General features: G+C 64.7%; 22 protein-coding genes and 1 tRNA gene. 17 read left to right on the top strand and 6 right to left on the bottom strand.

The features are described from left to right. Positions 1-105: 105 nt before the first annotated feature. Positions 106-861, top strand: a complete 756-nt coding sequence (gene ppk2, locus T331_RS0111400; protein ID WP_008492657.1) for a polyphosphate kinase 2 — start codon at positions 106-108, stop codon at positions 859-861. A 73-nt stretch (positions 862-934) separates the two neighbouring features. Here the strand turns inward: ppk2 and T331_RS0111395 are convergent, their stop codons facing one another. Beyond that, positions 935-1990 carry an SDR family oxidoreductase gene (locus tag T331_RS0111395; RefSeq protein WP_026440099.1) on the bottom strand — a complete coding sequence of 352 codons (1056 nt, stop codon included), beginning with the start codon at positions 1988-1990 and terminating at the stop codon, positions 935-937. 100 nt (positions 1991-2090) lie between these two features. On the opposite strand from T331_RS0111395, the gene hisI reads away from it, so the two are divergent. The 6 genes from hisI (at position 2091) to T331_RS0111365 (ending at position 7424) form a co-directional block, all read left to right on the top strand. Further along, positions 2091-2486 carry a phosphoribosyl-AMP cyclohydrolase gene (gene hisI / locus T331_RS0111390; protein WP_026440098.1) on the top strand — a complete coding sequence of 132 codons (396 nt, stop codon included), beginning with the start codon at positions 2091-2093 and terminating at the stop codon, positions 2484-2486. A gap of 101 nt (positions 2487-2587) precedes the next feature. Beyond that, a complete protein-coding gene (locus tag T331_RS18160; RefSeq protein ID WP_051622331.1) occupies positions 2588-4219 on the top strand; it encodes a c-type cytochrome in 1632 nt (543 codons plus the stop codon). Positions 4220-4446: 227 nt separating this feature from the next. Continuing rightward, on the top strand, positions 4447-5061 hold the full coding sequence (locus tag T331_RS0111380; RefSeq protein ID WP_026440097.1) for a hypothetical protein: 615 nt from the start codon (positions 4447-4449) through the stop codon (positions 5059-5061). Continuing rightward, positions 5058-5924 (top strand): carbon-nitrogen hydrolase family protein, encoded by an 867-nt coding sequence (locus tag T331_RS0111375; RefSeq protein WP_026440096.1) that lies wholly within the window; start codon positions 5058-5060, stop codon positions 5922-5924. The genes T331_RS0111380 and T331_RS0111375 overlap by 4 nt, the downstream gene beginning before the upstream one ends. Continuing rightward, positions 5921-7075: a lipid-A-disaccharide synthase gene (lpxB, locus tag T331_RS0111370; RefSeq protein ID WP_026440095.1), complete on the top strand. Its 1155-nt coding sequence runs from the start codon at positions 5921-5923 to the stop codon at positions 7073-7075. The genes T331_RS0111375 and lpxB overlap by 4 nt, the downstream gene beginning before the upstream one ends. A gap of 100 nt (positions 7076-7175) precedes the next feature. Continuing rightward, on the top strand, positions 7176-7424 hold the full coding sequence (locus tag T331_RS0111365) for a hypothetical protein (RefSeq protein WP_155992693.1): 249 nt from the start codon (positions 7176-7178) through the stop codon (positions 7422-7424). Between the two features lie 230 nt (positions 7425-7654). On the opposite strand, the gene T331_RS0111360 is transcribed toward T331_RS0111365, so the two are convergent. Further along, the gene (locus T331_RS0111360; RefSeq protein ID WP_026440093.1) at positions 7655-9928 is read right to left on the bottom strand and encodes an NADP-dependent malic enzyme; all 2274 of its coding nucleotides are present in this window, start codon (positions 9926-9928) and stop codon (positions 7655-7657) included. Positions 9929-10045: 117 nt separating this feature from the next. After that, positions 10046-10131: transfer RNA gene (locus T331_RS0111355), tRNA-Leu, on the bottom strand. A 56-nt stretch (positions 10132-10187) separates the two neighbouring features. On the opposite strand from T331_RS0111355, the gene lipB reads away from it, so the two are divergent. The 3 genes from lipB (at position 10188) to T331_RS0111340 (ending at position 11790) form a co-directional block, all read left to right on the top strand. Further along, a complete protein-coding gene (gene lipB, locus T331_RS0111350; protein WP_026440092.1) occupies positions 10188-10838 on the top strand; it encodes a lipoyl(octanoyl) transferase LipB in 651 nt (216 codons plus the stop codon). Beyond that, on the top strand, positions 10835-11203 hold the full coding sequence (locus tag T331_RS0111345; protein ID WP_026440091.1) for a gamma-glutamylcyclotransferase family protein: 369 nt from the start codon (positions 10835-10837) through the stop codon (positions 11201-11203). Before lipB ends, T331_RS0111345 begins: the two co-directional genes overlap by 4 nt. 86 nt (positions 11204-11289) lie before the next feature. Continuing rightward, the gene (locus tag T331_RS0111340; RefSeq protein ID WP_008492646.1) at positions 11290-11790 is read left to right on the top strand and encodes an OsmC family protein; all 501 of its coding nucleotides are present in this window, start codon (positions 11290-11292) and stop codon (positions 11788-11790) included. Positions 11791-11876: 86 nt separating this feature from the next. Here T331_RS0111340 and T331_RS0111335 read toward each other — a convergent pair whose 3' ends face one another. Then, the gene (locus T331_RS0111335; protein ID WP_244876941.1) at positions 11877-12902 is read right to left on the bottom strand and encodes an LLM class flavin-dependent oxidoreductase; all 1026 of its coding nucleotides are present in this window, start codon (positions 12900-12902) and stop codon (positions 11877-11879) included. A 120-nt stretch (positions 12903-13022) separates the two neighbouring features. On the opposite strand from T331_RS0111335, the gene T331_RS0111330 reads away from it, so the two are divergent. The 3 genes from T331_RS0111330 to T331_RS18155 all read left to right on the top strand — a co-directional run bounded on the left by T331_RS0111330 (position 13023) and on the right by T331_RS18155 (position 14601). Continuing rightward, complete coding sequence (locus T331_RS0111330; RefSeq protein ID WP_026440089.1) at positions 13023-14030, top strand: LLM class flavin-dependent oxidoreductase; 1008 nt, start codon at positions 13023-13025, stop codon at positions 14028-14030. A 153-nt stretch (positions 14031-14183) separates the two neighbouring features. Beyond that, positions 14184-14351 (top strand): entericidin A/B family lipoprotein, encoded by a 168-nt coding sequence (locus tag T331_RS19485; RefSeq protein WP_008492643.1) that lies wholly within the window; start codon positions 14184-14186, stop codon positions 14349-14351. A 76-nt stretch (positions 14352-14427) separates the two neighbouring features. Beyond that, positions 14428-14601, top strand: coding sequence for a CsbD family protein (locus T331_RS18155; protein WP_035179955.1), 174 nt, complete (start codon positions 14428-14430; stop codon positions 14599-14601). 59 nt (positions 14602-14660) lie between these two features. Here T331_RS18155 and T331_RS0111315 read toward each other — a convergent pair whose 3' ends face one another. Further along, a complete protein-coding gene (locus T331_RS0111315) occupies positions 14661-15242 on the bottom strand; it encodes a fasciclin domain-containing protein (protein WP_051622330.1) in 582 nt (193 codons plus the stop codon). Between the two features lie 272 nt (positions 15243-15514). Next, positions 15515-15976, bottom strand: a complete 462-nt coding sequence (gene ruvX / locus T331_RS0111310; RefSeq protein WP_008492639.1) for a Holliday junction resolvase RuvX — start codon at positions 15974-15976, stop codon at positions 15515-15517. A 47-nt stretch (positions 15977-16023) separates the two neighbouring features. Between ruvX and gatC the strand changes: the two genes are divergently transcribed. From gatC to T331_RS0111290, 4 genes are all read left to right on the top strand, one after another. Further along, positions 16024-16311: an Asp-tRNA(Asn)/Glu-tRNA(Gln) amidotransferase subunit GatC gene (gene gatC, locus T331_RS0111305; protein ID WP_008492638.1), complete on the top strand. Its 288-nt coding sequence runs from the start codon at positions 16024-16026 to the stop codon at positions 16309-16311. After that, positions 16308-17783, top strand: coding sequence for an Asp-tRNA(Asn)/Glu-tRNA(Gln) amidotransferase subunit GatA (gatA, locus tag T331_RS0111300; RefSeq protein WP_026440087.1), 1476 nt, complete (start codon positions 16308-16310; stop codon positions 17781-17783). Before gatC ends, gatA begins: the two co-directional genes overlap by 4 nt. Continuing rightward, positions 17783-19234: an Asp-tRNA(Asn)/Glu-tRNA(Gln) amidotransferase subunit GatB gene (gatB, locus tag T331_RS0111295; RefSeq protein WP_026440086.1), complete on the top strand. Its 1452-nt coding sequence runs from the start codon at positions 17783-17785 to the stop codon at positions 19232-19234. Before gatA ends, gatB begins: the two co-directional genes overlap by 1 nt. A gap of 89 nt (positions 19235-19323) precedes the next feature. Further along, positions 19324-19860: a flavin reductase family protein gene (locus T331_RS0111290; RefSeq protein ID WP_008492635.1), complete on the top strand. Its 537-nt coding sequence runs from the start codon at positions 19324-19326 to the stop codon at positions 19858-19860. The last annotated feature ends 93 nt before the right edge of the window (positions 19861-19953 follow it).

Below are 19953 nucleotides of genomic sequence, written 5' to 3'. Positions count from 1 at the left end.
CCATCCCTCCGGCGGCTTTCCACCGCCGCTGCGTGGCGGCGGAACCTTGGCCGCCTACGCCCCTCAAAAACTTTTGCTCTACTGGGTCTCGGGCTATGCTGGGCCATGGCCCAAAAACAAAGCTATGAAAAAACCCTCCGCCATCTGCAGATCGAGCTGGTGAAGCTGCAACGCCACGTCATCGAACGCGGCCAGAAATTGCTGATCATCCTGGAAGGGCGCGACACCGCCGGCAAGGATGGCACCATCAAGCGCATCACCGAGCATCTCTCCCCGCGCGACATCCGCATCGTCGCCCTGCCCAAACCCTCCGATACCGAAACCACGCAATGGTATTTCCAGCGCTATGTCGCGCATCTCCCCGCCGCCGGGCAGATCGTGCTGTTCAACCGCTCCTGGTATAACCGCGCCGGGGTGGAGCGGGTGATGGGGTTCTGCACCGAGCATGAATACCATGAATTCATGCGCACCGTGCCGGTGTTCGAGGCCATGCTGGCGGAAGCCGGCGTCACCATCGTCAAATATTATCTCGATATCGACGCCAAGGAGCAGAAGGCCCGCATCGAGGCCCGCCGCGACGATCCGCTGAAGCAATGGAAGATCAGCCCGATCGATGAAAAGGCCCTGGCGCATTTCGACGATTACACCAAGGCCCGCGACGCCATGCTGCTGGCCACCGACAGCGCCGCCGCCCCCTGGATCGTGGTCCGCGCCGATGACAAGAAAGCCGCGCGCCTCGCCATCATCGCGGATCTGATCACCCGCATCGATTACAAGAACGCCAAATCCCACGCCATCGACGGCCAGATCCTCTGCCGCTTCGACGAAACCTGCCTGAAAAACGGCATGCTGGCGCGCTGAGAATTTAAAAAACCAAAAGTTTTTGGGGGGAGCGGGGACTTTTTTCAAAAAGTCCCCGCTTCTTTCTTTGCCTTTACGGAATCAACCGCTCCGCCTGCAACCCGGTAAACAGCTCAAAAAACGCCTCATCCGTCGGCTGATAGAGCGAAAACCCCAGCCGGCGGCTCTTCGACATATCCGTCACCACCTCGATCGGCCGGCCCAGATCCGCATCGGTATGCCAGGGCGAGGCGAGACGGCTCAGATCCGGCTCCACCAGCCTGGCCCGCGCGGCGATATCGGCCCAGCTGCCTTCGTCCTGCGCCATCTGCACCTCCAGCGGCCGATGCTCGCCGGTAAAGGGGGCGGGCTGCAGCCCGAACCAATCCGCGATCCGGCCCCACATCCAGGACCAGCGGAACACATCGCCATTCACCACATTGAAGGCCTGGTTGGCGGCCTCCGGCGTCTGTGCGGCCCAGAGCAGATGCGCGGCGAGCAGCCTGGCATCGGTCATATCCGTCAGCCCGTTCCATTGCATGGCCGAACCGGGGAAATAGAACGGCCGCTCCAGCGCCCGGCAGAGCGAGGCATAGACCGCCAGCGTGGTGCCCATATTCATCGCATTGCCCACCGCCTTGCCGATGATCGTATGCGGGCGGTGCACGCTCCAGCTGAAGCCGTCCCGCGCCGCGGCGGCGAATAATTCATCCTCCTGGGCGTAGTAGAAATTCTCCACATCCAGCCGGGGCTGGTCCTCGCGGAAAGGGGTTTGCGGCAGGCTGCCTTTGCCATAGGCCTCGAAGGGCCCGAGATAATGCTTCAAGCCGGTTACCAGCGCCACATGCCGCGTCGCCCCGCCCAGCGCGTTGAGCAGATTGCGCACCATCGCCGCATTCACCCGGATATTCTCCGCCTCGCTGTCCTGGCGCAGCCAGGTGCAGATGAAGACGATCTCCGGCGCCAGCCCGGCCAGCGCGGCTTTCGTGGCCTGCGCATCCAGCAGGTCGGCCGCCACCGGCATTATTCCCGGCTGGTGCTGCGGGCGGCGCGCCAGCCCCAGCACCTCCCAGCCCTGCGCCGATAAATGCGAGCAGGCCGCGCTGCCGACAATCCCACTCGCGCCCACCACCAAAGCCGTCTTCGCCATCGCATCTCTCCTTCAAGCTCCCCGCCACATGGGCAGCCCTGCGCCCCTCGCCAACCCGGACGCGTTGACTTTGCAGCGTCTTTGCACCTTCTCTGCGGGCATGAACGCGCATACAGACCTGCTCGCCGCCCTCTCCTTCGATGCCAACGGGCTCGTCGCCGCCATCGCCCAGCAGCATGATAGCGGCGAGATCCTGATGATGGCCTGGATGAACCGCGAGGCCGTGGAAGAAACGCTGCGCACCGGCCAGGTCTGCTATTATTCGCGCTCGCGCGCCAAACTCTGGCGCAAGGGCGAAAGCTCTGGCCAGACCCAGAAGCTGATCGAGCTGCGGATCGATTGCGATGGCGACGCGCTGTTGCTGCTGGTCGACCAGACAGGCGTGGCCTGCCACACCGGCCGGCGCAGCTGCTTCTACCGGGCGGTGCGCGAGGACGAGCTGGTCGAAATTGCTGCGCCGCACATCCATCCTGACACACTTTACGGCAAGGCTTGATCTGCAGCCGTTAAATCGGCGAAATGGACCCTAGAGCCATGAAACGCGGAGCGTGACGCGAACAGCGTGACACTCCGGGATAAAAACTAGGGAACCGATCCATGTCTGCGCAAACGCCCCGGCCTAATTTTCTGCGCCCCTTCCTCGCCGCCGCCGCCCTTGCCCTCATCATTGGCGGCCTCGCGGTCAGCCGGGTGGCCACCGCCGCGGACACCAAGGATTACCCCGCTGCCTCCCTCTCCGCCCCCACGGACCACGCGGCCCTGCTGGCGCGCGGCAAATATCTGGTCGATGCGGCGGATTGCATGCCCTGCCATACCGGCCCCGGCCAGGCGCCCTTCTCCGGCGGGCTGATCATGCACACCCCGTTTGGCGGCCTCTCCACCCCGAACATCACGCCTGACAAAACCACCGGCATCGGCAACTGGACGGATGCGCAATTCTACGCCGCCCTGCATGATGGCGTCTCGCCCGGCCACAGCTACGGGATTTTCCCGAAATTCCTGTATCCGGCGATGCCCTATACCTCCTACACCAAGCTCTCCTACCCGGATGTGATGGCGATCAAGGCCTATCTGATGAGCCTGCCGCCGGTGGACGCGCCGCGCGCCCCCAGCACCATGAGCTTTCCCTTCAACCAGCGTCCGGTGCTGCTGGGCTGGCGGCTGCTGTTCTTCAAGACCGGCCCGATGAAGATGAACCCGTCCTGGGACGAGCATATGAAGAACGGCGCCTATCTCACCATCGCGCTGGGCCACTGCCAGGAATGCCATACGCCGCGCAACATGTTGCAGGCGACGATGGACGACAAGCAGTTCGCCGGGGCGAAGATCGACAATCTCTATGCCCCCAACATCTCGTCCGACAAAACCTACGGCGTCGGCGGCTGGGCGAAGGATGATCTGATCACCTATCTGCATGATGACGGCAATCTGGTGAAAGGCTCGCCCTACGGGCCGATGGGCGACATGACCGACCATTCCACCAGCCTGCTGCCGGTCTCCGATATCGCGGACATCGCGGATTTCCTGCAAACCGCCACCAAGCCGCAGAACACCCCGCCCACCCCCGCCATCGCCGATGCGGATGCCTCGATCGCCCGCGGCCAGGCGCTCTATAAAATGAGCTGCGCCGGCTGCCACGGCCAGACCGGCGGCGGTCTGCCGCCGAAACTCGTCCCCAACCTCGCCGGCAATGACAGCGTCACCGCCGAACTGCCGGACAACGCCATCGGCGCCATGCTGGGCGGGCTGGGCAGCTGGGGCGCGCCGGCGATGAAGATGCCGGTCTTCGGCGCCCGGCTGAACGACCAGCAGATCGCCGACATCACCAACTATATCCGCACCGCCTGGGGCAATAAGGGCACCGCCAATGCCACCGCCGAGGATGTGAAGGCGCTGCGGGCGAAAACCCGTCTGCAAGGGGCTGGCAGCCTGCAGGCCGATAATCTCGGCTGCCCGGTGATCACCCCGAGCTCGGTCACCGATCCCGGCAATGGCTGGCTGAACATCTATCAGGGCGTCACCCCGGCCACCTTGCCCAACCGCACCAATGCCCTCATCGGCGCGGTGCGCGGCGCCAATAGCAGCATCAGCCCGGCCGACCTCACCAACACGCTGGTCGCCGCCTATTGCCCGGCGCTGGCGCGCGAGCACGGGCTGAGCCTGGCGCAGAAGCAGGCGGCGCTGAAGGATTTCATCGCCAGCGTGCAGCCGCTGGTGGCGGCGCATTAAGGAATTGCTTGAAAAAGATTTTTAAAAAATCACAAAAGTTTTTTGCGCCGCTTTTTTTCAAAAAAGCGGCATCAAGACAAAAGGCCGGACGCCCCTCTGGGGCGATCCGGCCTTTTGTCACGAAGGGGCGTTTTTGAAAAAACGCCCCTTCAACCCCCAAAAACTTTTGTCAGTTCCAGGGCCGGGCGCTTGGCAGGCCTGCCCGCTGCGGACATTCTGCGCGGCGTATGACCCTGCCGCCCCCCACCCCGCGCGCCAAGCTTGAACTGGAGACCGTCACCGGCGAGGACGCGCAGGCGGCGCTGCCCGACCTCGCCCGGCTGCGCATCGAGGTTTTCCGGGAATTTCCCTATCTCTATGACGGCGACGAGGCGCATGAGCGCGACTATCTGCAGACCTATGTGCGGGTGAAGGGTGCTGCCATCGTGCTGGCCCGAATCGGCGAGCGAATCGTCGGCGCCGCCACCTGCCTGCCGCTTTCCGCCGAGACCCAGGCGGTGAAAACCCCGTTTCTGGAAGCCGGCATCGATATTTCCGATATTTTCTATTTCGGCGAGAGCGTGCTGGAGAAAGCCTATCGCGGCCGCGGGCTGGGGGTTGGGTTTTTCGTCGCGCGCGAGCGCCAGGCCCGCGCCTATGGCGCCACCCTGGCGGCGTTCTGCGCCGTGCAGCGCCCCGCCAGCCATTGGCTGCGCCCGGATGGCTACCAGCCGCTGGATGGATTCTGGACCAAGCGCGGCTTCACAAGGCGCGAGGATCTGGTCTGCCAGATGAGCTGGCGGGATGTGGACGAAGCCGCCGCCAGCACCAAAAACCTAACCTTCTGGACCAAGCGCCTATGAAGCTCGCCCTCGCCCCGTTCGGGGTTTCCGCCCCCGCCAGCTTCAAGGCCTTTCTGATGCGGCTGGAGCGCCTGGCCGCCGAGGCTGCCCTGGCCGGGGCGGACATGCTGGTGCTGCCGGAATATGCCGCCATGGTCTGCGCCGGGGCGCAGATCAAAACCCCGGACATCGCGGCCGAGCTGCTGCATGTGGTGGACCAGGCCGAGCCGATCCTGAGCGGGCTGCGCGAGATGGCGATGCGCCACAAGCTGCACATCCTCGGCGGCTCGCTGCCGATGCGCGATGCGGACGGGAAAATCCGCAACCGCGCCCCCTTCATCGCCCCCTCCGGCGCCATGGGCTTCCAGGACAAGCAGGCGATGACCCGCTTTGAGGCTGAGGAATGGGGGGTTGCCGGCGGGGCCGCGCCTGTGGTGTTCGACACCATCTTCGGGCTGATCGGCGTGTCGATCTGCTATGACAGCGAGTTTCCGCTGCATGTGCGCGCCCAGGTGGCGGCGGGGGCGAAGCTGATCCTGATTCCCTGCTGCACCGCCTCCCCCGCCGGCTTCAACCGGGTGCGCCTCTCCGCCCGCGCCCGGGCGGTGGAAAATCAATGCTATACCGCCGTGGTGCCGTTGATCGGCAACGCCGCCTGGTCCGGCTCCATCGATGTGAATATCGGCCATGCCGCCCTTTTCACCCCCTGCGATACCGGCTTTCCGGATGACGGCGTCGCCACCGCCGGGGCGCTGAACGAGCTGGCTCTGGTTTTCGCCCAAGTCGATTTCGCCGCCATCGACGCGGTGCGCGCGCAAGGGGCGGTGCTCAATCACCGCGACTGGGCGCCGGTCGCCCCCGCTGAAATCGTAGCGCTGCGATGACCCGCATCTTCATCATCGCCGGCGAGGCCAGCGGCGACGTGCTCGGCATGCGCCTGATGCTAGCGCTACGAAACCTGGAGCCGGAGATCCAATTCTCCGGCATTGGCGGGGCGCGCATGGCGGAGGCCGGGCTGACCTCGCTGTTCCCGATGCAGGAGCTGGCGCTGATGGGGCTGGCGGAGATTTTGCCCAAGGTTCTGCATCTGAAACAGCGCCTGAAACAGACCATCGAAGCCATCCGCGCTCAGAAGCCCGATATTTTGCTGACCATCGACAGCCCTGGCTTCACCTTGCGGGTACTGAAAGCCATCGGCCCGGGCGGGCCGAAGCGGGTGCATTATGTCGCGCCGCAGGTCTGGGCCTGGCGGCAGGAGCGGGTGAAGCATTTCCCCGGCCTGTGGGAGGAGCTGCTCTGCCTGCTGCCCTTCGAGCCGGATTTCTTCGCCCCGCACGGGCTGCATCCGGTTTTCACCGGCCATCCGGTGCTGGAATCCGGCGCCGATGCCGGCGATGCGGCGCGCTTTCACGCCACCCACAAGCTCGCGCCGGACGCTGTGCCGCTGGTGCTGATGCCGGGCTCGCGCGCCACCGAAACCAAGCGCCTGCTGCCGGTGTTCCGGGACACGCTGGCGCTGTTGCAGCCGGATGTGCCGGGGCTGGTGCCGGTGGTGGCGGCGGCCGCGGGCATCGCCGAGGCGGTGGCGGCGCATATGGCGGACTGGCCGGTGCGGCCGATCATCGTGCGCAGCGTATCGGAGCGCTACGATGCCTTCGCCGCCGCCCGCGCCGCGCTGACCAAATCCGGCACCTCGACGCTGGAGCTGGCGATGGCGGGGGTGCCGATGGCGGTCACCTACCGGGTCAACCCGCTCTCGGCAATGATGGCCCGCCGGCTGATCAAGGTGCCGCATGTGGCGATGATCAATCTGCTGGCGGGGCGCGCCCTGGTGCCGGAATTGCTGCAGGAGGATTGCGCGCCGGCGCGGCTGGCGCAGACCGTGCGCGGCCTGCTGACCGATGCGGCGGAAGCCGCGGCCCAGCGCGCCGGCTTCACCGCCGCCCTGGCCAGCTTGCGCGCCCCGGAGGGCACGCCATCGGCGGCGGCGGCACGGGCGATTCTCGGCGTGGTTGCGGCCTCGACGGACCCGTAAATCAGTTCTTAACTTTTTCCTGCTTCACTGCGCCCATGATGAGACTCTGAACCTCCACCCCCCTGCCAAAACAGGCGGCCAACATGACCAGGAGAGCAGCATGAGTGCCAGCATGAGTATCGGCAGCGTCGGGCTGGGCAGCACCAGCAATGCGCTGGCCAGCGTCTTCAATTCCAGCACTTCAGGCGACACCACCAACGTCACCACCCTGCCGGACGGCTCCACCGTGACCACCGTGCGGGACAAGAAGGGCGATATCGTCTCCATCGCCACCACCCCGCGCACCCGCCCGCCGGAACCGGGCAGCGCCAGCGCCAGCCCCAGTGGCGGGATCAATCTGCTGGCCTGAGCCGGCCCTTCAGCCGTACCGCGCGCGGCGCTCGCCGAATGGCGTGGCAAGAGATACGCTGTAGGGGCAGCCTCTTCCAAAACACTGCCCGACTCGTAGGGCAATGGCATCGATCTTGCTAGCGCATCAGCGTTCGGCGGTTTTTTGTAAAAAAGCGGCCCTTCGGCGGGCTTCCACCGCCGCCTTGCGGCGGTGGTGGCTTTGCCGGGTTCGTCCAAAACTTTTGGCTTTTACTTTGCCGCCAGCGCCGCCTGCATCGCCGCCACGGCGGAGAGGTTGGTGATGCCGCGCGCTGTGGTGCTGGGCACGGCGATATGCAGCGGCTTCTCCAGCCCCAGCAGCATCGGCCCCACCGTCACCGCCTCGCCGGTCGCCTTGACCAGATTATAGGCGATATTGGCGGCATCGATATTCGGGAAGATCAGCAGGTTGGCGGTGCCGGTCAGGGTCGAATCGGGCAGCGCCTGGTGGCGGATCTGCTCGGCCAGGGCGGCATCGGCGTGCATTTCGCCATCCACCTCCAGCTCCGGGTCGCGCGCGCGGATCAGCCCCAGCGCCTTGCGCATCTTCTTCGCCGAAGGCGAGTTGGAGGCGCCGAAATTGGAGTGGGAGAGCAGCGCCACCTTTGGCGGCAGGCCGAAATGCCGCACCGTCTCGGCGGCCATCAGCGTCATTTCCGCCACCTCTTCGGCGCTCGGGTCCACATTCACATGGGTATCGCAGAAGAATAGCGGACCGGCCTGCAGGATCAGGGCGGTCAGCGCGAAGACGCGGCCCGAGCCGGTGCTGCGCGGCACGATCGGCAGCGCATACTGGAATTGCCGCCACCAATCGCCGGTGCCGCCGCAGATGGCGGCATCCGCCGCCCCCTGCTCCAGCAGCATCGCCGCCGTCACTGTCGGGCGCTTGCGCACATGCCGGGCGGCGGCATCGGGCGGGGTGCCGCGCCGGCCGACGCGCTTGGAATAGGCCGCCAGCAGCTGCTCGAAAAGCGCCGTATCCTGCTCCAGATCGACGATCTGCACGTCCTGACCAGGGCGCAGGCGCAGGCCGAGCGACTGGATACGCGCGGTCACCGCCTCGGTCTTGCCGATCAGGATCGGCTTGGCCAGCCCGTCATCCACCACGCTCTGCACGGCGCGCAGCGTGCGCTCATCCTCGCCCTCGGCATAGACGATGCGCGGCTTCGCCTTGCGCGCCACCTCGATCACCGGGCGCAGCAACTGGCCGGAGCGGAATACGAAGCGCTCCAGCTCATGCATATAAGCCTCGAAATCCGCGATCGGCTTGCGCGCCACGCCCTCATCCATCGCCGCCTGGGCGACGGCCGGGGCGACATGCAGGATCAGCCGGGGATCGAAGGGCTTGGGAATGATGTAATCCGGGCCGAACACCGGCGCCTTGCCGCCATAGGCGGCGGCGACCACGTCCGAGGCCTCGACATGCGTCAGCTCGGCGATGGCGCGCACGGCGGCCAGCTTCATCCCCTCGGTGATCGCGGTGGCGCGCACATCCAGCGCGCCGCGGAAGATGAAGGGGAAGCAGATGACGTTATTGACCTGGTTGGGGAAGTCCGAGCGGCCGGTCGCCATGATCGCATCCGGGCGGACGCGCTGGACGATCTCGGGCATGATCTCCGGCTCCGGGTTGGCCAGCGCCAGGATCAGCGGGCGCTCGCCCAGCAGATGCAGCCATTCCTCCTTCAGCACGCGCGGGGCGGAGAGGCCGAGGAAGATATCAGCCCCCGGCAGCACATCCGGCAGGCTGCGGGCGTTGGTCTCCCGGGCGACATCTTCCAGCGTCGGGTCCAGATTGGGGCGGCCTTTATACACCACGCCCTCCCTGTCGGTCATGGTGATGTTCTCGGGGCTGGCGCCCAGCGCCTTGAGGATGTTCACGCAGGAGAGTGCGGCGGCGCCGGCGCCGGAGGTGACGATCTTCACCTCCTCGATCTTCTTGTTCAGCACCGTCATGGTGTTGAGCACCGCGGCGCCGACGATGATGGCGGTGCCATGCTGGTCGTCATGAAACACCGGGATGTTCATCTTCTCGCGCAGGACCTGCTCGATCCTGAAACATTCCGGGGCCTTGATGTCCTCCAGATTGATGCCGCCGAAGCTGGGCTCCAGCCGCGCCACCGTCTCGATGAATTTCTCCGGGTCCTGCTCGTCGATCTCGATATCGAAGCTGTCGATGCCGGCGAATTTCTTGAACAGGACGGCTTTGCCCTCCATTACCGGCTTGCCGGCGAGCGCGCCGATATTGCCCAGCCCCAGCACCGCGGTGCCGTTGGTGATGACGGCGACGAGATTGCCGCGCGAGGTGAGGTCAAAGGAGCTGTCCGGGTCTTCCTTGATCAGCTCGCAGGGGGCGGCGACGCCGGGCGAATAGGCCAGGGCCAGATCGCGCGAGGTTTCCATGCGCTTGGTGGCGGTGATGGCGAGCTTACCGGGACGGGGGTAGCGGTGATAATCCAGAGCCGCTTTGCGTAAGGTCTCATCCATGTCTCGAACCCTCCCCCGAAATCAATGATCTGCAGGGTTCATGGCGCAAGCCGGCAGGGCTGGCAACTCGCCCCGCCATGTGATTTTTGAAGATCGCTAATTCTGGAGAAGAGAGCTTGGTGCGGTCGAGAAGACTCGAACTTCCACGAGGTTTCCCCCACAAGCACCTCAAGCTTGCGCGTCTACCATTCCGCCACGACCGCATCGAGGCTGCGGCGGGCCTATAGACTATGAACGCGGAGCCTGCAACAGGGGAGCCATGACGAAAAACGCTTTGGATTGGGAAATCTCGCCGGGCCTGACCGATTACGAAACCGCCCTCACCCGCATGCAGGCGCGGGTGGCCGATATCCGCGCCGGGGCGGCGGGGGAGCTGGTCTGGCTGGTCGAGCATCCGCCGCTTTATACCGAGGGGACCTCGGCGAAGCGCGAGGATCTGCAGGATGCGACGCGCTTTCCCACCTACAAGGCCGGGCGTGGCGGGCAATGGACCTATCACGGGCCGGGGCAGCGCGTGGTCTATGCGATGCTGGATCTGGCCAAGCCGCATGGCGGGGTGCCGGCGCGCGATGTGCGCTGCTATGTCGCCGGGCTGGAGCGCTGGGTGATCGCCACGCTGAAGGAATTCGGCATCAAGGGCGAGATCCGCGAGGGGCGGGTCGGCATCTGGGTGGCGCGGGCAGATGGCACGGAAGAGAAGATCGGCGCCATCGGGGTGCGGGTCTCGCACTGGATCACTTGGCATGGTCTGGCGCTGAATGTGGCGCCGGAGCTGAGCCATTTCGGCGGCATCGTGCCCTGCGGCATCGCCGAGCATGGGGTGACCAGCCTGAAGGCGCTGGGCGTGGATGTGGGGATGGAGGTGGTGGATGCGGCGCTGGCCCGGCACTGGGGGGAAATTTTCGGATGAAGATTTTCGTCTATGGCACGCTGGCGGACAAGGATGCGTTCGGGCGCTGCGCCGGCCGGCCGCTGCGCCATGAGCCGGTGCCGGCCCGGCTGCACGGTTTTGCCCGGGTGAAATTGCGCGGGGCGCGCTACCCTACGCTGCGCCGCGCCCCTGGCGCGCAGGTGCCGGGCATGGTGATGCGGATCAACGCCGACATGCTGATGCGGCTGCAGGCTTACGAATCGGTGCGCTACCGGCTGATGCGGGTGCGGCTGGCGGCGGCGGATGGGGCGCACCGGGCTTTGGTGTTCATGGGCGACGCGCCGACGCGCATCCTCTGGGCACCGGATTTGAGGCTGATGACACTGCGCTCGCGCAGTTTTTGAGATCAGGCTCGCGCAGTTTTTGAACAGCGTTGAGGGCGGGCGAAAAGCTTCCCATACTCCTCGTCAAAGACGGAAAGGTGAGGAAGATGGATGCCGAGACGCTGCGGGCTTTGCAGGCGCCGCTGAAACAGGATTACCGGGAGAACCCTGGCCATGCGCTGGTGCAGTCCCGGTCCGAAGGGGTGATCGAGCAGGAAAGCCTGACCTGCACGCTGGTCAATCCGCGCCCGGCCCAGGCGGGGCTGCATCCGGCGGCGGGCGGGCCGCAGGGCACGGCGTGCTCGGCGGATCTGCTGCTCGATTCGCTGGTGGCTTGCGCCGGGGTGACGCTGGCGGCCGTCGCCACCGCCATGGGCATTAAACTGCGCGAGGCGCGGGTGGTGGCGCATTCCTTCTGGGATGCGCGCGGCACGCTGGCAATCGACCGCGCCGCCCCGGTCGGGCTCGGGCCGATCAACCTGACCTTCAAGCTGGACACCGATGCGGATGAGGCGACGCGCGCCCGGCTGCTGAAAAGCACTGAGCGTTATTGCGTGATCTTCCAGACGCTGGCGGCGCCGCCGGCTTGTACGGTGACGCTGCTCTGAGAGTGCGGCTGTAAAAGGTGGGGACTTTTTGAAAAAAGTTCCCACACCCCCAAAAACTTTTGAATTTTCAGGAAAGCTGCGCGGGTTTAGCGCCAGCCCAGGGCAGGCGCGATGTGTTTCAGGATCGCCTCGATCACATGCGCATTATAGTCCACGCCGAGCTGGTTGGGCACGGTGAGCAGCAGCGTGTCGGCTTCGGCGATCGCCTCGTCGGCCCGCAGCTCCTCGATCAGCGCCTCCGGCTCGCCGGCATAGGAGCGGCCGAAGATGGCGCGGGTCTGCGCGTCGATCATGCCGATGCTGTCCTGGTCTTTGGCCTGACCGAAATACATCCGGTCCTGGTCGTTGATCAGCGCGAAGATCGAACGGCTGACGGAAACGCGCGGCGTGCGCTCATGCCCGGCTTCCGCCCAGGCTTCGCGGTAGGCGCGGATTTGTTTGGCCTGCTGGACGTGGAAGGGCTCGCCGGTTTCGTCATCCTTCAGGGTGGAGCTTTGCAGGTTCATCCCCTGCTGGGCCGCCCACACCGCCGTGGCGTTCGAGCCTGAGCCCCACCAGATGCGCTCGCGCAGGCCCGGCGCGTGCGGCTCGACGCGCAGCAGGCCGGGCGGGTTGGGGAACATTGGGTGCGGGTTGGGCTGGGCGAAGCCCTCGCCACGCAGCACCTCCAGCAGCACCATGGCGTGGCGGCGGCCCATATCCTTGTCCTGCTCGCCCTCGGCCGGAGCGTAGCCGAAATAGCGCCAGCCCTCGACCACCTGCTCGGGCGAGCCACGGCTGATGCCAAGCTGCAGCCGGCCGCCGGAGATCAGGTCCGCCGCCCCGGCATCCTCGGCCATGTAGAGCGGGTTCTCGTAGCGCATATCGATGACGCCGGTGCCGATCTCGATGCGCTTGGTTTTGGCGCCGACAGCGGCCAGCAGCGGGAACGGCGCGGCGAGCTGGCGGGCGAAATGATGCACCCGGAAATAGGCGCCATCCGCGCCCAACTCTTCCGCCGCCACCGCCAGGTCGATGGATTGCAGCAGCGCATCGGCGCCCGAACGGGTGCCGGACTGGGGCGCGGGGTTCCAATGGCCGAAGGAGAGAAAGCCGATTTTCTTCATCTGCATCACTTTGCGTCTGGGAGCGCCGCCTACTTGGCCCACGGGCTCGGATTTGCCAATTCCGGCCGGCCGTCTGGCCTGCCATGCGGATCTGGCAAGCCGCCCATCCGCGCCTATATGGACATTATGAAATTTTCCGTCCTCGACCAGTCCCCTATCCGCACCAACATCCTGCCGGATCAGGCGATCCGCGAGAGCATCGCGCTGGCGCGGGCCTGCGAGGGGTTTGGCTATCACCGCTACTGGCTCTCCGAGCATCACAGCTCCGGCTCCGTGGCGGGCTCGGCGCCGGAGGTGCTGGCCGCAGCGATCGCCAGCCAGACCAGCCGCATCCGCGTCGGCGCGGCGGGGATCATGCTGCCGCATTATGCGGCGCTGAAAGTGGCCGAGCAGTTCCGGGTGCTGGAAGCGATCGCGCCGGGGCGGATCGATCTCGGGCTGGGGCGCGCCCCTGGCTCGGATGGGCGGACAGCCTTGGCGTTGAACCCGAATGCGCGCCAGGCGGCGGATATGTTCCCGGCCCAGGTGCGCGATGTGATGGCCTGGTCCAGCGGCCAGGCGCTGCCGGTGGATCATCCGTTCCGTAGCGTGACCTGCGAGCCGCGCGGGCCGAATGCCCCCGAAATCTGGATTCTCGGCAGCTCCACCTACGGCGCCCAGCTCGCCGCCTGGTTCGGCCTGCCTTATGCTTTCGCCTATTTCTTCTCCGACGGCGCCGGGGCGGAGGAGGCGCTGCACGCCTATCATTCCCAGTTCAAGCAGCCCGGCCCGGAAGCGCCGCCACGCCGCGCCGCGGTAACAGTGTTCGCGCTGGCGGCGGAAACCGAGGAGGAGGCGCAATATTGGGCGAAATCCCGCGGCGCCTTCTGGGCGATGCGCAATCGCGGCCTCTATATTCCCCTGCCCTCGCCCGAGGAGGCCGACCAGATGGGGTTTTCCGAGGCTGAACAGGCGCAGATGCAGATCTCGCTATCGCGCAATTTCATCGGCACGCCGGCCCAGGTGGCGGCGCGGCTGCATAAGCTCGGCGGGGATCTGCAGCTGGATGAGATCGCCATCACCACCGCGGTTTATGATCCGGTGGTGCGGACCAGATCCTATGAGCTGCTCGCCAGGGCGTTTGGTCTCACTTAAAATTCGATGACGCGGGCTTCATGAGACGAACCTGTCAAATTTGAAAGCTTTAGTGTTTTGCATTGAATTCTCTCAGTCTCCGGACAAGATCCTAGTTCACGATACGCGTCCCAATCCGGGGACCGTTCCAAAAAGGATAAGGGATTTTGGGCGATGGTTTCTAAGTTTCGTGTTGCATTTGGTCTGTTCGCGATGGTTTCGATGGCGGCGGGTCTTGCTGCCTGCCACACCACCGCCGGCGTCGGGCAGGATCTCTCCCAGGGCGGTCACGCGCTGACCAACAGCGCCAATGCCAACGCGCCCAGCAAGCCCAGCCCCTGATCCGTCGCGCCGCCAGCTTCGCTGGCGCCGAGGCTATTCCCGCGTAAATCACAAATCTTGAATAAGGAGATACAACATGGACAAGGATCGTATTGAAGGCACCCTGAAGCAGGCCAAGGGTGCGGTAAAGGAAACCGCCGGCAAGGTCACCGGCGACACCAAGCTGCAGGCCGAAGGCAAGGCCGACAAGGTCGAAGGCAAGGTGCAGAACACCATTGGCGGGCTGAAGGACGCCGCGAAGAAGCATTAAGCGCTTCCAGACTCTTTCAGATGAAGGCGGCGGGGATCACCCCGCCGCCTTTTTGATTGTCAGGGCATCAGCACCTTGTCGATCACCTGAATCACGCCGTTGGACTGCATGACGTCGCTGATCGTGATTTTCGCTTCATCGCCCTTCGCGTCTTTCACCAGCAACCCGCCCGCCGGCGCGTTGCTGAAGGTGAGCGGCTCGCCTTCAACTGTCTTGAGATGCGCGGTGCCGCCACCTTGCTGGATCATGTTCTCGATATCCGCCGCGGTGTAGCGCCCGGGCACAACATGATAGGTGAGAATCTTGACCAGCTCAGCCTTGTTCTCAGGCTTCAGCAGCGTTGGCACGGTGCCCGCCGGCAGCGCCGCGAAGGCCTCATTGGTCGGCGCGAACACGGTAAACGGCCCCTTGCCTTCCAGCGTTGGCACCAGCCCGGCCGCCTTCACCGCCGCGACGAGTGTTGTGTGGTCCTTCGAGTTCAAGGCGTTTTGCACGATGTTCCGGCTGGGATACATGGCGGCGCCGCCGACCATGGGATCCGCCGACATGGATTGCGCCGACATGGATTGCGCGGCGGCGAGGCCAGGCAGCAGCAAGACTCCTGAAAAGGCCAAAGCAAGCCGCAATTTTTTAACAGACATCCGTCATTTCCTTGTTGGTTAGAACCTGAATGGTTCGTTAACAAATAGGATTACGCGCGCGCCGGGCGGACGGATTGCCGGAGGCGCGGGAATATGGATGAATTTTCGTCCATAAGCCCGCGAGAGTTTTAAGAGACTCTATAAAAACAAGCCTTTGGAAAATGATAAATGTTTTTTGGGTGCCGCTTTTTTTCGAAAAGGCGGCGATAGCGTGGGGGCTTTTTGGAAAAAGCCCCCAAAAAACTTTTTCAATTTTGCAACAGCCTTCAGCGTCAGGCTTGCAGCGCATCCAGGGCGCGTTGCAAAATCTCCGCCGCCGCCAGCTTATCGACGATCTCGGCGCGCCGCGCCCGGCTCACCCCGGCCTCAATCAGCCGCTCATGCGTCTCGGCCGTGGAATAGCTCTCATCCACCATCGCCACCGGCAGGCCAAGAAGATCGCTGAGCCCATGCGCCCAGTCCCGCGCCGCCTGGGCGCGGGGGCCGAGTGTCTGCTCGCCATCCAGCGGCAGGCCGATGATCAGCCCCCCCACCCCTTCGCGCACCGCGATCTCGCCGATCTCGACGGCGTTGAACTTCATCTTGGTGCGCTGGAGGGTGGTGTAGGGGCTGGCGATGCGCAAGCCGACATCGGAGAGCGCCACGCCGATGCGTTTGGAGCCGGGATCGAGCCCCAGCAGCCGGGAGCCGGGGGGCAGAAGGGATAAAAATTCGGACAGGTTGTAGAGCGCCATGGCCGCCTGTATGGTCCGCCCGGATTTTTTAGCCAAGGGATTTTGGTATGTCGCTGGACGCCGCAACGGTACGCCGGATTGCGAAACTGGCCCGGATCAGGGTGAATGACGAGGAGGTTTCCACCCTCCAGAATGAGCTGAACGCGATTCTGGGCTATGTGGAACAACTTGGCGAGGTGAATGTGGACGGGGTCGAGCCGCTCTCTGGCGGCGCGCAGATGGCGCTGCGCCAGCGTGAGGACCAGGTCACTGACGGCGACATGGCGGAGAAGATCCTGGCCAACGCCCCGGACCGCATCGGAAACTTCTTTGCCGTGCCGAAAGTTGTGGAATGAGCATGTTTGACCTGACCCTCGCCGGCGCCGCGAAAGCGTTGAAGGCGAAAGAGATTTCGGCCGTGGAGCTGACCAGCGCCTATAACGAGGCCGTGGCTGCGCTGAACCCGCGTTTGAACGCCTATATCACCACCACCCCGGAGCTGGCGCTGGAACAGGCCAAGGCCGCCGATGCTCGCCTGGCGGATGGCAGCGCCACGCCGCTGACCGGCATTCCCATCGCGATGAAGGATCTGTTCTGCACCGAGGGCGTGCGCACCACGGCGGGAAGCGCGATCCTGGAGCCGTTCGTGCCGCCTTATGAGAGCACGGTTTCGGGCAAGTTGAAGGCGGCCGGCGCGGTGATGCTGGGCAAGGCCAATCTGGACGAGTTCGCCATGGGCTCCTCCAACATCACCTCCTTCTATGGCGCGGTCGAGAATCCCTGGAAGCGCCAGGGATCGGAGGCCAAGCTGGTGCCGGGCGGCTCCTCCGGCGGTTCCGCCGCCGCCGTGGCCGCGCGCATCGCGATCGCCGCCACCGGCACGGATACGGGCGGCTCCATCCGCCAGCCCGCCGCCTTTACCGGCCTTGCCGGGATCAAGCCCACCTATGGCCGCTGCTCGCGCTTTGGCGTGGTGGCCTTTGCCTCCTCGCTCGACCAGCCGGGGCCGATGGCGCGCAATGTCGAGGATAACGCGCTGCTGCTGAACGCCATGGCCGGGTTCGATGCGAAGGATTCCACCTCCGCCGACCGCGCTGTGCCGGATTTCACCGCGTCGCTGACCCGCGGCGTGAAGGGGCTGAAGATCGGCATTCCCAAGGAATACCGGCTGGAGGGCACCAATCCTGAGATCCTGGCGCTCTGGGACAAGGGCATTGAGTGGCTGCAGGCGCAGGGGGCGGAGATCGTCGAGATTTCCCTGCCGCACACCAAATACGGCCTGGCTGTCTATTACATCGTCGCCCCGGCGGAGGCCTCATCCAACCTCGCCCGTTATGATGGCGTGCGCTACGGCAAGCGCGTCGATGGCGCGGATCTGATCGATCTCTACGAGCGCAGCCGCGCCGAGGGGTTCGGGGCCGAGGTGAAGCGGCGCATCATGATCGGCACCTATGTGCTGAGCCATGGCTATTACGACGCTTATTATCTGAAGGCGCAGAAGGTGCGGAACCTGATCCTGAAGGATTTCACCGACGCCTTCGGCCAGGTGGACGCCATCCTCACCCCCACCGCCCCCTCCGCCGCCTTCGGGCTCGGCGAGAAGATGGACGACCCGGTGACGATGTATCTCAACGACGTGTTCACCGTGCCGGCTTCGCTGGCGGGCGTGCCGGCGATGAGCGTGCCGGCGGGCCTCTCCGCTGATGGGCTGCCGCTGGGCCTGCAGGTCATCGGCAAGCATTTTGACGAGGAAACGGTGTTCGCGGTCTCGGCTGCCATCGAAAACGCGGCGGGCTTCTCGGCCCTGCCTGAAGTGCGAGCGAAATAATGGCCTATACACTTGAAGGCAGCACCGGCGCCTGGGAGGTCGTGGTCGGCCTCGAAGTCCATGCCCAGGTGATTTCCCAGTCCAAGCTGTTCTCCGGCGCCTCGGCCACCTATGGCGGCGCGCCGAATGCGCATGTCTCCTTCATCGATGCCGGCTTCCCCGGCATGCTGCCGGTGATCAATAAGGAATGCGTGGCCCAGGCGGTGCGCACCGGGCTGGGGCTGAAGGCGCAGATCAATCTGTTCTCGCGCTTCGACCGGAAGAATTATTTCTATGCCGATCTGCCGCAGGGCTATCAGATCAGCCAGTTCGCGCACCCGATTGTCGGTACCGGCACTGTCGAGATCGAGCTGCAGGACGGTACCATCAAGCATATCGGCATCACCCGGCTGCATCTGGAGCAGGATGCCGGTAAGTCGATGCATGACCAGCATCCGAGCAAATCAGTGGTGGATTTGAACCGTGCCGGTGTCGGGCTGATGGAGATTGTCTCCGAGCCGGATATACGCTCGCCGGAAGAAGCGGGCGCTTACTTGCGCAAGATCCGCCAGATCGTGCGCTATCTCGGCACCTGCGACGGCAATATGGAGGAAGGCTCCATGCGCGCGGACGTGAATGTCTCCGTGCGCAAGCCCGGCGAGGCGTTCCGCACGCGCTGCGAGATCAAGAACGTCAATTCCGTGCGCTTCGTGATGCATGCGGTGGAGGCGGAGGCGCTGCGCCAGATCGAGGTCTGGGAGAGCGGCGGCGAAGTGGTGCAGGAGACCCGCCTGTACGATCCCGCCAAGGGCGAGACGCGCTCGATGCGCTCCAAGGAGGATGCGCATGATTACCGCTATTTCCCCGAGCCGGATCTGCTGCCTTTGGTGCTGGAGCAGGGCTGGGTGGATGGGCTGAAGGCCGCCCTGCCGGAGCTGCCGGATGAGAAGCGCGCCCGCTTCTGCGCCGAATACGGCATCCCGTTCTATGATGCGGGCGTGCTGGTGGCCGACCAGGCGACGGCGGATTTCTACGAAACCGTGGCCAAGGGGCGCGATGGCAAGCTCGCCGCCAACTGGATCTCCGGCGATTTCTTCGCGGCGATGAACCGCACCGGCAAGAGCATCGAGAACCCGCCGGTGTCCGCCGCTGATCTCGGTGCGCTGCTGGATCTGATCACCGACAAGACTATCAATGGCCGCATCGCCAAGGATGTGTTCGAGGAGATGGTGGAAACCGGCAAGGCGCCGGGGGCCATCGTCGAGGAGAAGGGGCTGCGCCAGGTGACCGATACCGGCGCCATCGACGCGGCGGTGACCAAGGTTCTGGACGAGAACCAGGACAAGGTGGCCGAGTACAAGTCCGGCAAGGATAAGCTGTTCGGCTTCTTCGTCGGCCAGGTGATGAAGGCGATGCAGGGCAAGGGCAACCCGGCTCTGGTGAATGAGGCGGTGAAGAAGCAGCTCGGCTGATTTGCTCATGCCTGCCGCGCGGTTTTGCGCGGGCTGTGCTTGATACGGATCAAACCCCGCCCTCTGGGCGGGGTTTATGCGTTGCGGCCATGATGCAAGATCTGCCGCTCTCGGACGCTTATCAATTCATTGAACCCGGCCCGGTGGTGCTGCTGACCACGCAGATGCCGGGGCGAAAGCCGAATGTGATGGCGATGTCCTGGCATATGGTGCTGGGATTCGAGCCGGCGCTGATCGGCTGCGTGGTGGCGCGGGCCAATCACAGCTACGCGGCATTGCTCACACAGGGCGAGGCGGTGATCGCGGTGCCGCCGGCGGGGCTGGCGCGCATCGTCACCGGGGTTGGGAATTGCACCGGGGATGATACGGATAAATTCGGCAATTTCGACCTCACCCCCCTGCCCGCGGCCCGGGTCGCGGCGCCGTTGATTGGGGAGGCGATTGTGAACCTGGAATGCCGGCTGCGCGACCGCACGATGGTTAAGGCTTATGACATGTTCGTGCTGGAATGCGTGAAGGGCTGGGTGAACCCGGCCTTACGGGAGGCGCCGATGCTGCACCACCACGGCTATGGCGCGTTCAGCGTGGATGGTGAGCGGGTGACGCTGAAATCGAGAATGAAGTAGGGGGCAAAAGTTTTTGGGGGGCGGCCCTTTTTTCAAAAAGGGCTTCAAAGCGTTTGGGGGTTTTGTAGGGCGTTGCCAACGCCCCGAACGTTT

The organism is Acidocella facilis ATCC 35904, assembly GCF_000687875.1.
Classification (GTDB): domain Bacteria; phylum Pseudomonadota; class Alphaproteobacteria; order Acetobacterales; family Acetobacteraceae; genus Acidocella; species Acidocella facilis.
This window is presented reverse-complemented; position numbering and strand designations above follow the sequence as displayed.

What these genes read in the sequence shown, in the direction of transcription:
- ppk2 (WP_008492657.1), top strand. Translation starts at nt 106, where the DNA reads ATGGCCCAAAAACAAAGCTATGAAAAAACCCTCCGCCATCTGCAGATC.
- T331_RS0111395 (WP_026440099.1), bottom strand. Translation starts at nt 1,990, where the DNA reads ATGGCGAAGACGGCTTTGGTGGTGGGCGCGAGTGGGATTGTCGGCAGC.
- hisI (WP_026440098.1), top strand. Translation starts at nt 2,091, where the DNA reads ATGAACGCGCATACAGACCTGCTCGCCGCCCTCTCCTTCGATGCCAAC.
- T331_RS18160 (WP_051622331.1), top strand. Translation starts at nt 2,588, where the DNA reads ATGTCTGCGCAAACGCCCCGGCCTAATTTTCTGCGCCCCTTCCTCGCC.
- T331_RS0111380 (WP_026440097.1), top strand. Translation starts at nt 4,447, where the DNA reads ATGACCCTGCCGCCCCCCACCCCGCGCGCCAAGCTTGAACTGGAGACC.
- T331_RS0111375 (WP_026440096.1), top strand. Translation starts at nt 5,058, where the DNA reads ATGAAGCTCGCCCTCGCCCCGTTCGGGGTTTCCGCCCCCGCCAGCTTC.
- lpxB (WP_026440095.1), top strand. Translation starts at nt 5,921, where the DNA reads ATGACCCGCATCTTCATCATCGCCGGCGAGGCCAGCGGCGACGTGCTC.
- T331_RS0111365 (WP_155992693.1), top strand. Translation starts at nt 7,176, where the DNA reads ATGAGTGCCAGCATGAGTATCGGCAGCGTCGGGCTGGGCAGCACCAGC.
- T331_RS0111360 (WP_026440093.1), bottom strand. Translation starts at nt 9,928, where the DNA reads ATGGATGAGACCTTACGCAAAGCGGCTCTGGATTATCACCGCTACCCC.
- lipB (WP_026440092.1), top strand. Translation starts at nt 10,188, where the DNA reads ATGACGAAAAACGCTTTGGATTGGGAAATCTCGCCGGGCCTGACCGAT.
- T331_RS0111345 (WP_026440091.1), top strand. Translation starts at nt 10,835, where the DNA reads ATGAAGATTTTCGTCTATGGCACGCTGGCGGACAAGGATGCGTTCGGG.
- T331_RS0111340 (WP_008492646.1), top strand. Translation starts at nt 11,290, where the DNA reads ATGGATGCCGAGACGCTGCGGGCTTTGCAGGCGCCGCTGAAACAGGAT.
- T331_RS0111335 (WP_244876941.1), bottom strand. Translation starts at nt 12,902, where the DNA reads ATGCAGATGAAGAAAATCGGCTTTCTCTCCTTCGGCCATTGGAACCCC.
- T331_RS0111330 (WP_026440089.1), top strand. Translation starts at nt 13,023, where the DNA reads ATGAAATTTTCCGTCCTCGACCAGTCCCCTATCCGCACCAACATCCTG.
- T331_RS19485 (WP_008492643.1), top strand. Translation starts at nt 14,184, where the DNA reads ATGGTTTCTAAGTTTCGTGTTGCATTTGGTCTGTTCGCGATGGTTTCG.
- T331_RS18155 (WP_035179955.1), top strand. Translation starts at nt 14,428, where the DNA reads ATGGACAAGGATCGTATTGAAGGCACCCTGAAGCAGGCCAAGGGTGCG.
- T331_RS0111315 (WP_051622330.1), bottom strand. Translation starts at nt 15,242, where the DNA reads ATGTCTGTTAAAAAATTGCGGCTTGCTTTGGCCTTTTCAGGAGTCTTG.
- ruvX (WP_008492639.1), bottom strand. Translation starts at nt 15,976, where the DNA reads ATGGCGCTCTACAACCTGTCCGAATTTTTATCCCTTCTGCCCCCCGGC.
- gatC (WP_008492638.1), top strand. Translation starts at nt 16,024, where the DNA reads ATGTCGCTGGACGCCGCAACGGTACGCCGGATTGCGAAACTGGCCCGG.
- gatA (WP_026440087.1), top strand. Translation starts at nt 16,308, where the DNA reads ATGAGCATGTTTGACCTGACCCTCGCCGGCGCCGCGAAAGCGTTGAAG.
- gatB (WP_026440086.1), top strand. Translation starts at nt 17,783, where the DNA reads ATGGCCTATACACTTGAAGGCAGCACCGGCGCCTGGGAGGTCGTGGTC.
- T331_RS0111290 (WP_008492635.1), top strand. Translation starts at nt 19,324, where the DNA reads ATGATGCAAGATCTGCCGCTCTCGGACGCTTATCAATTCATTGAACCC.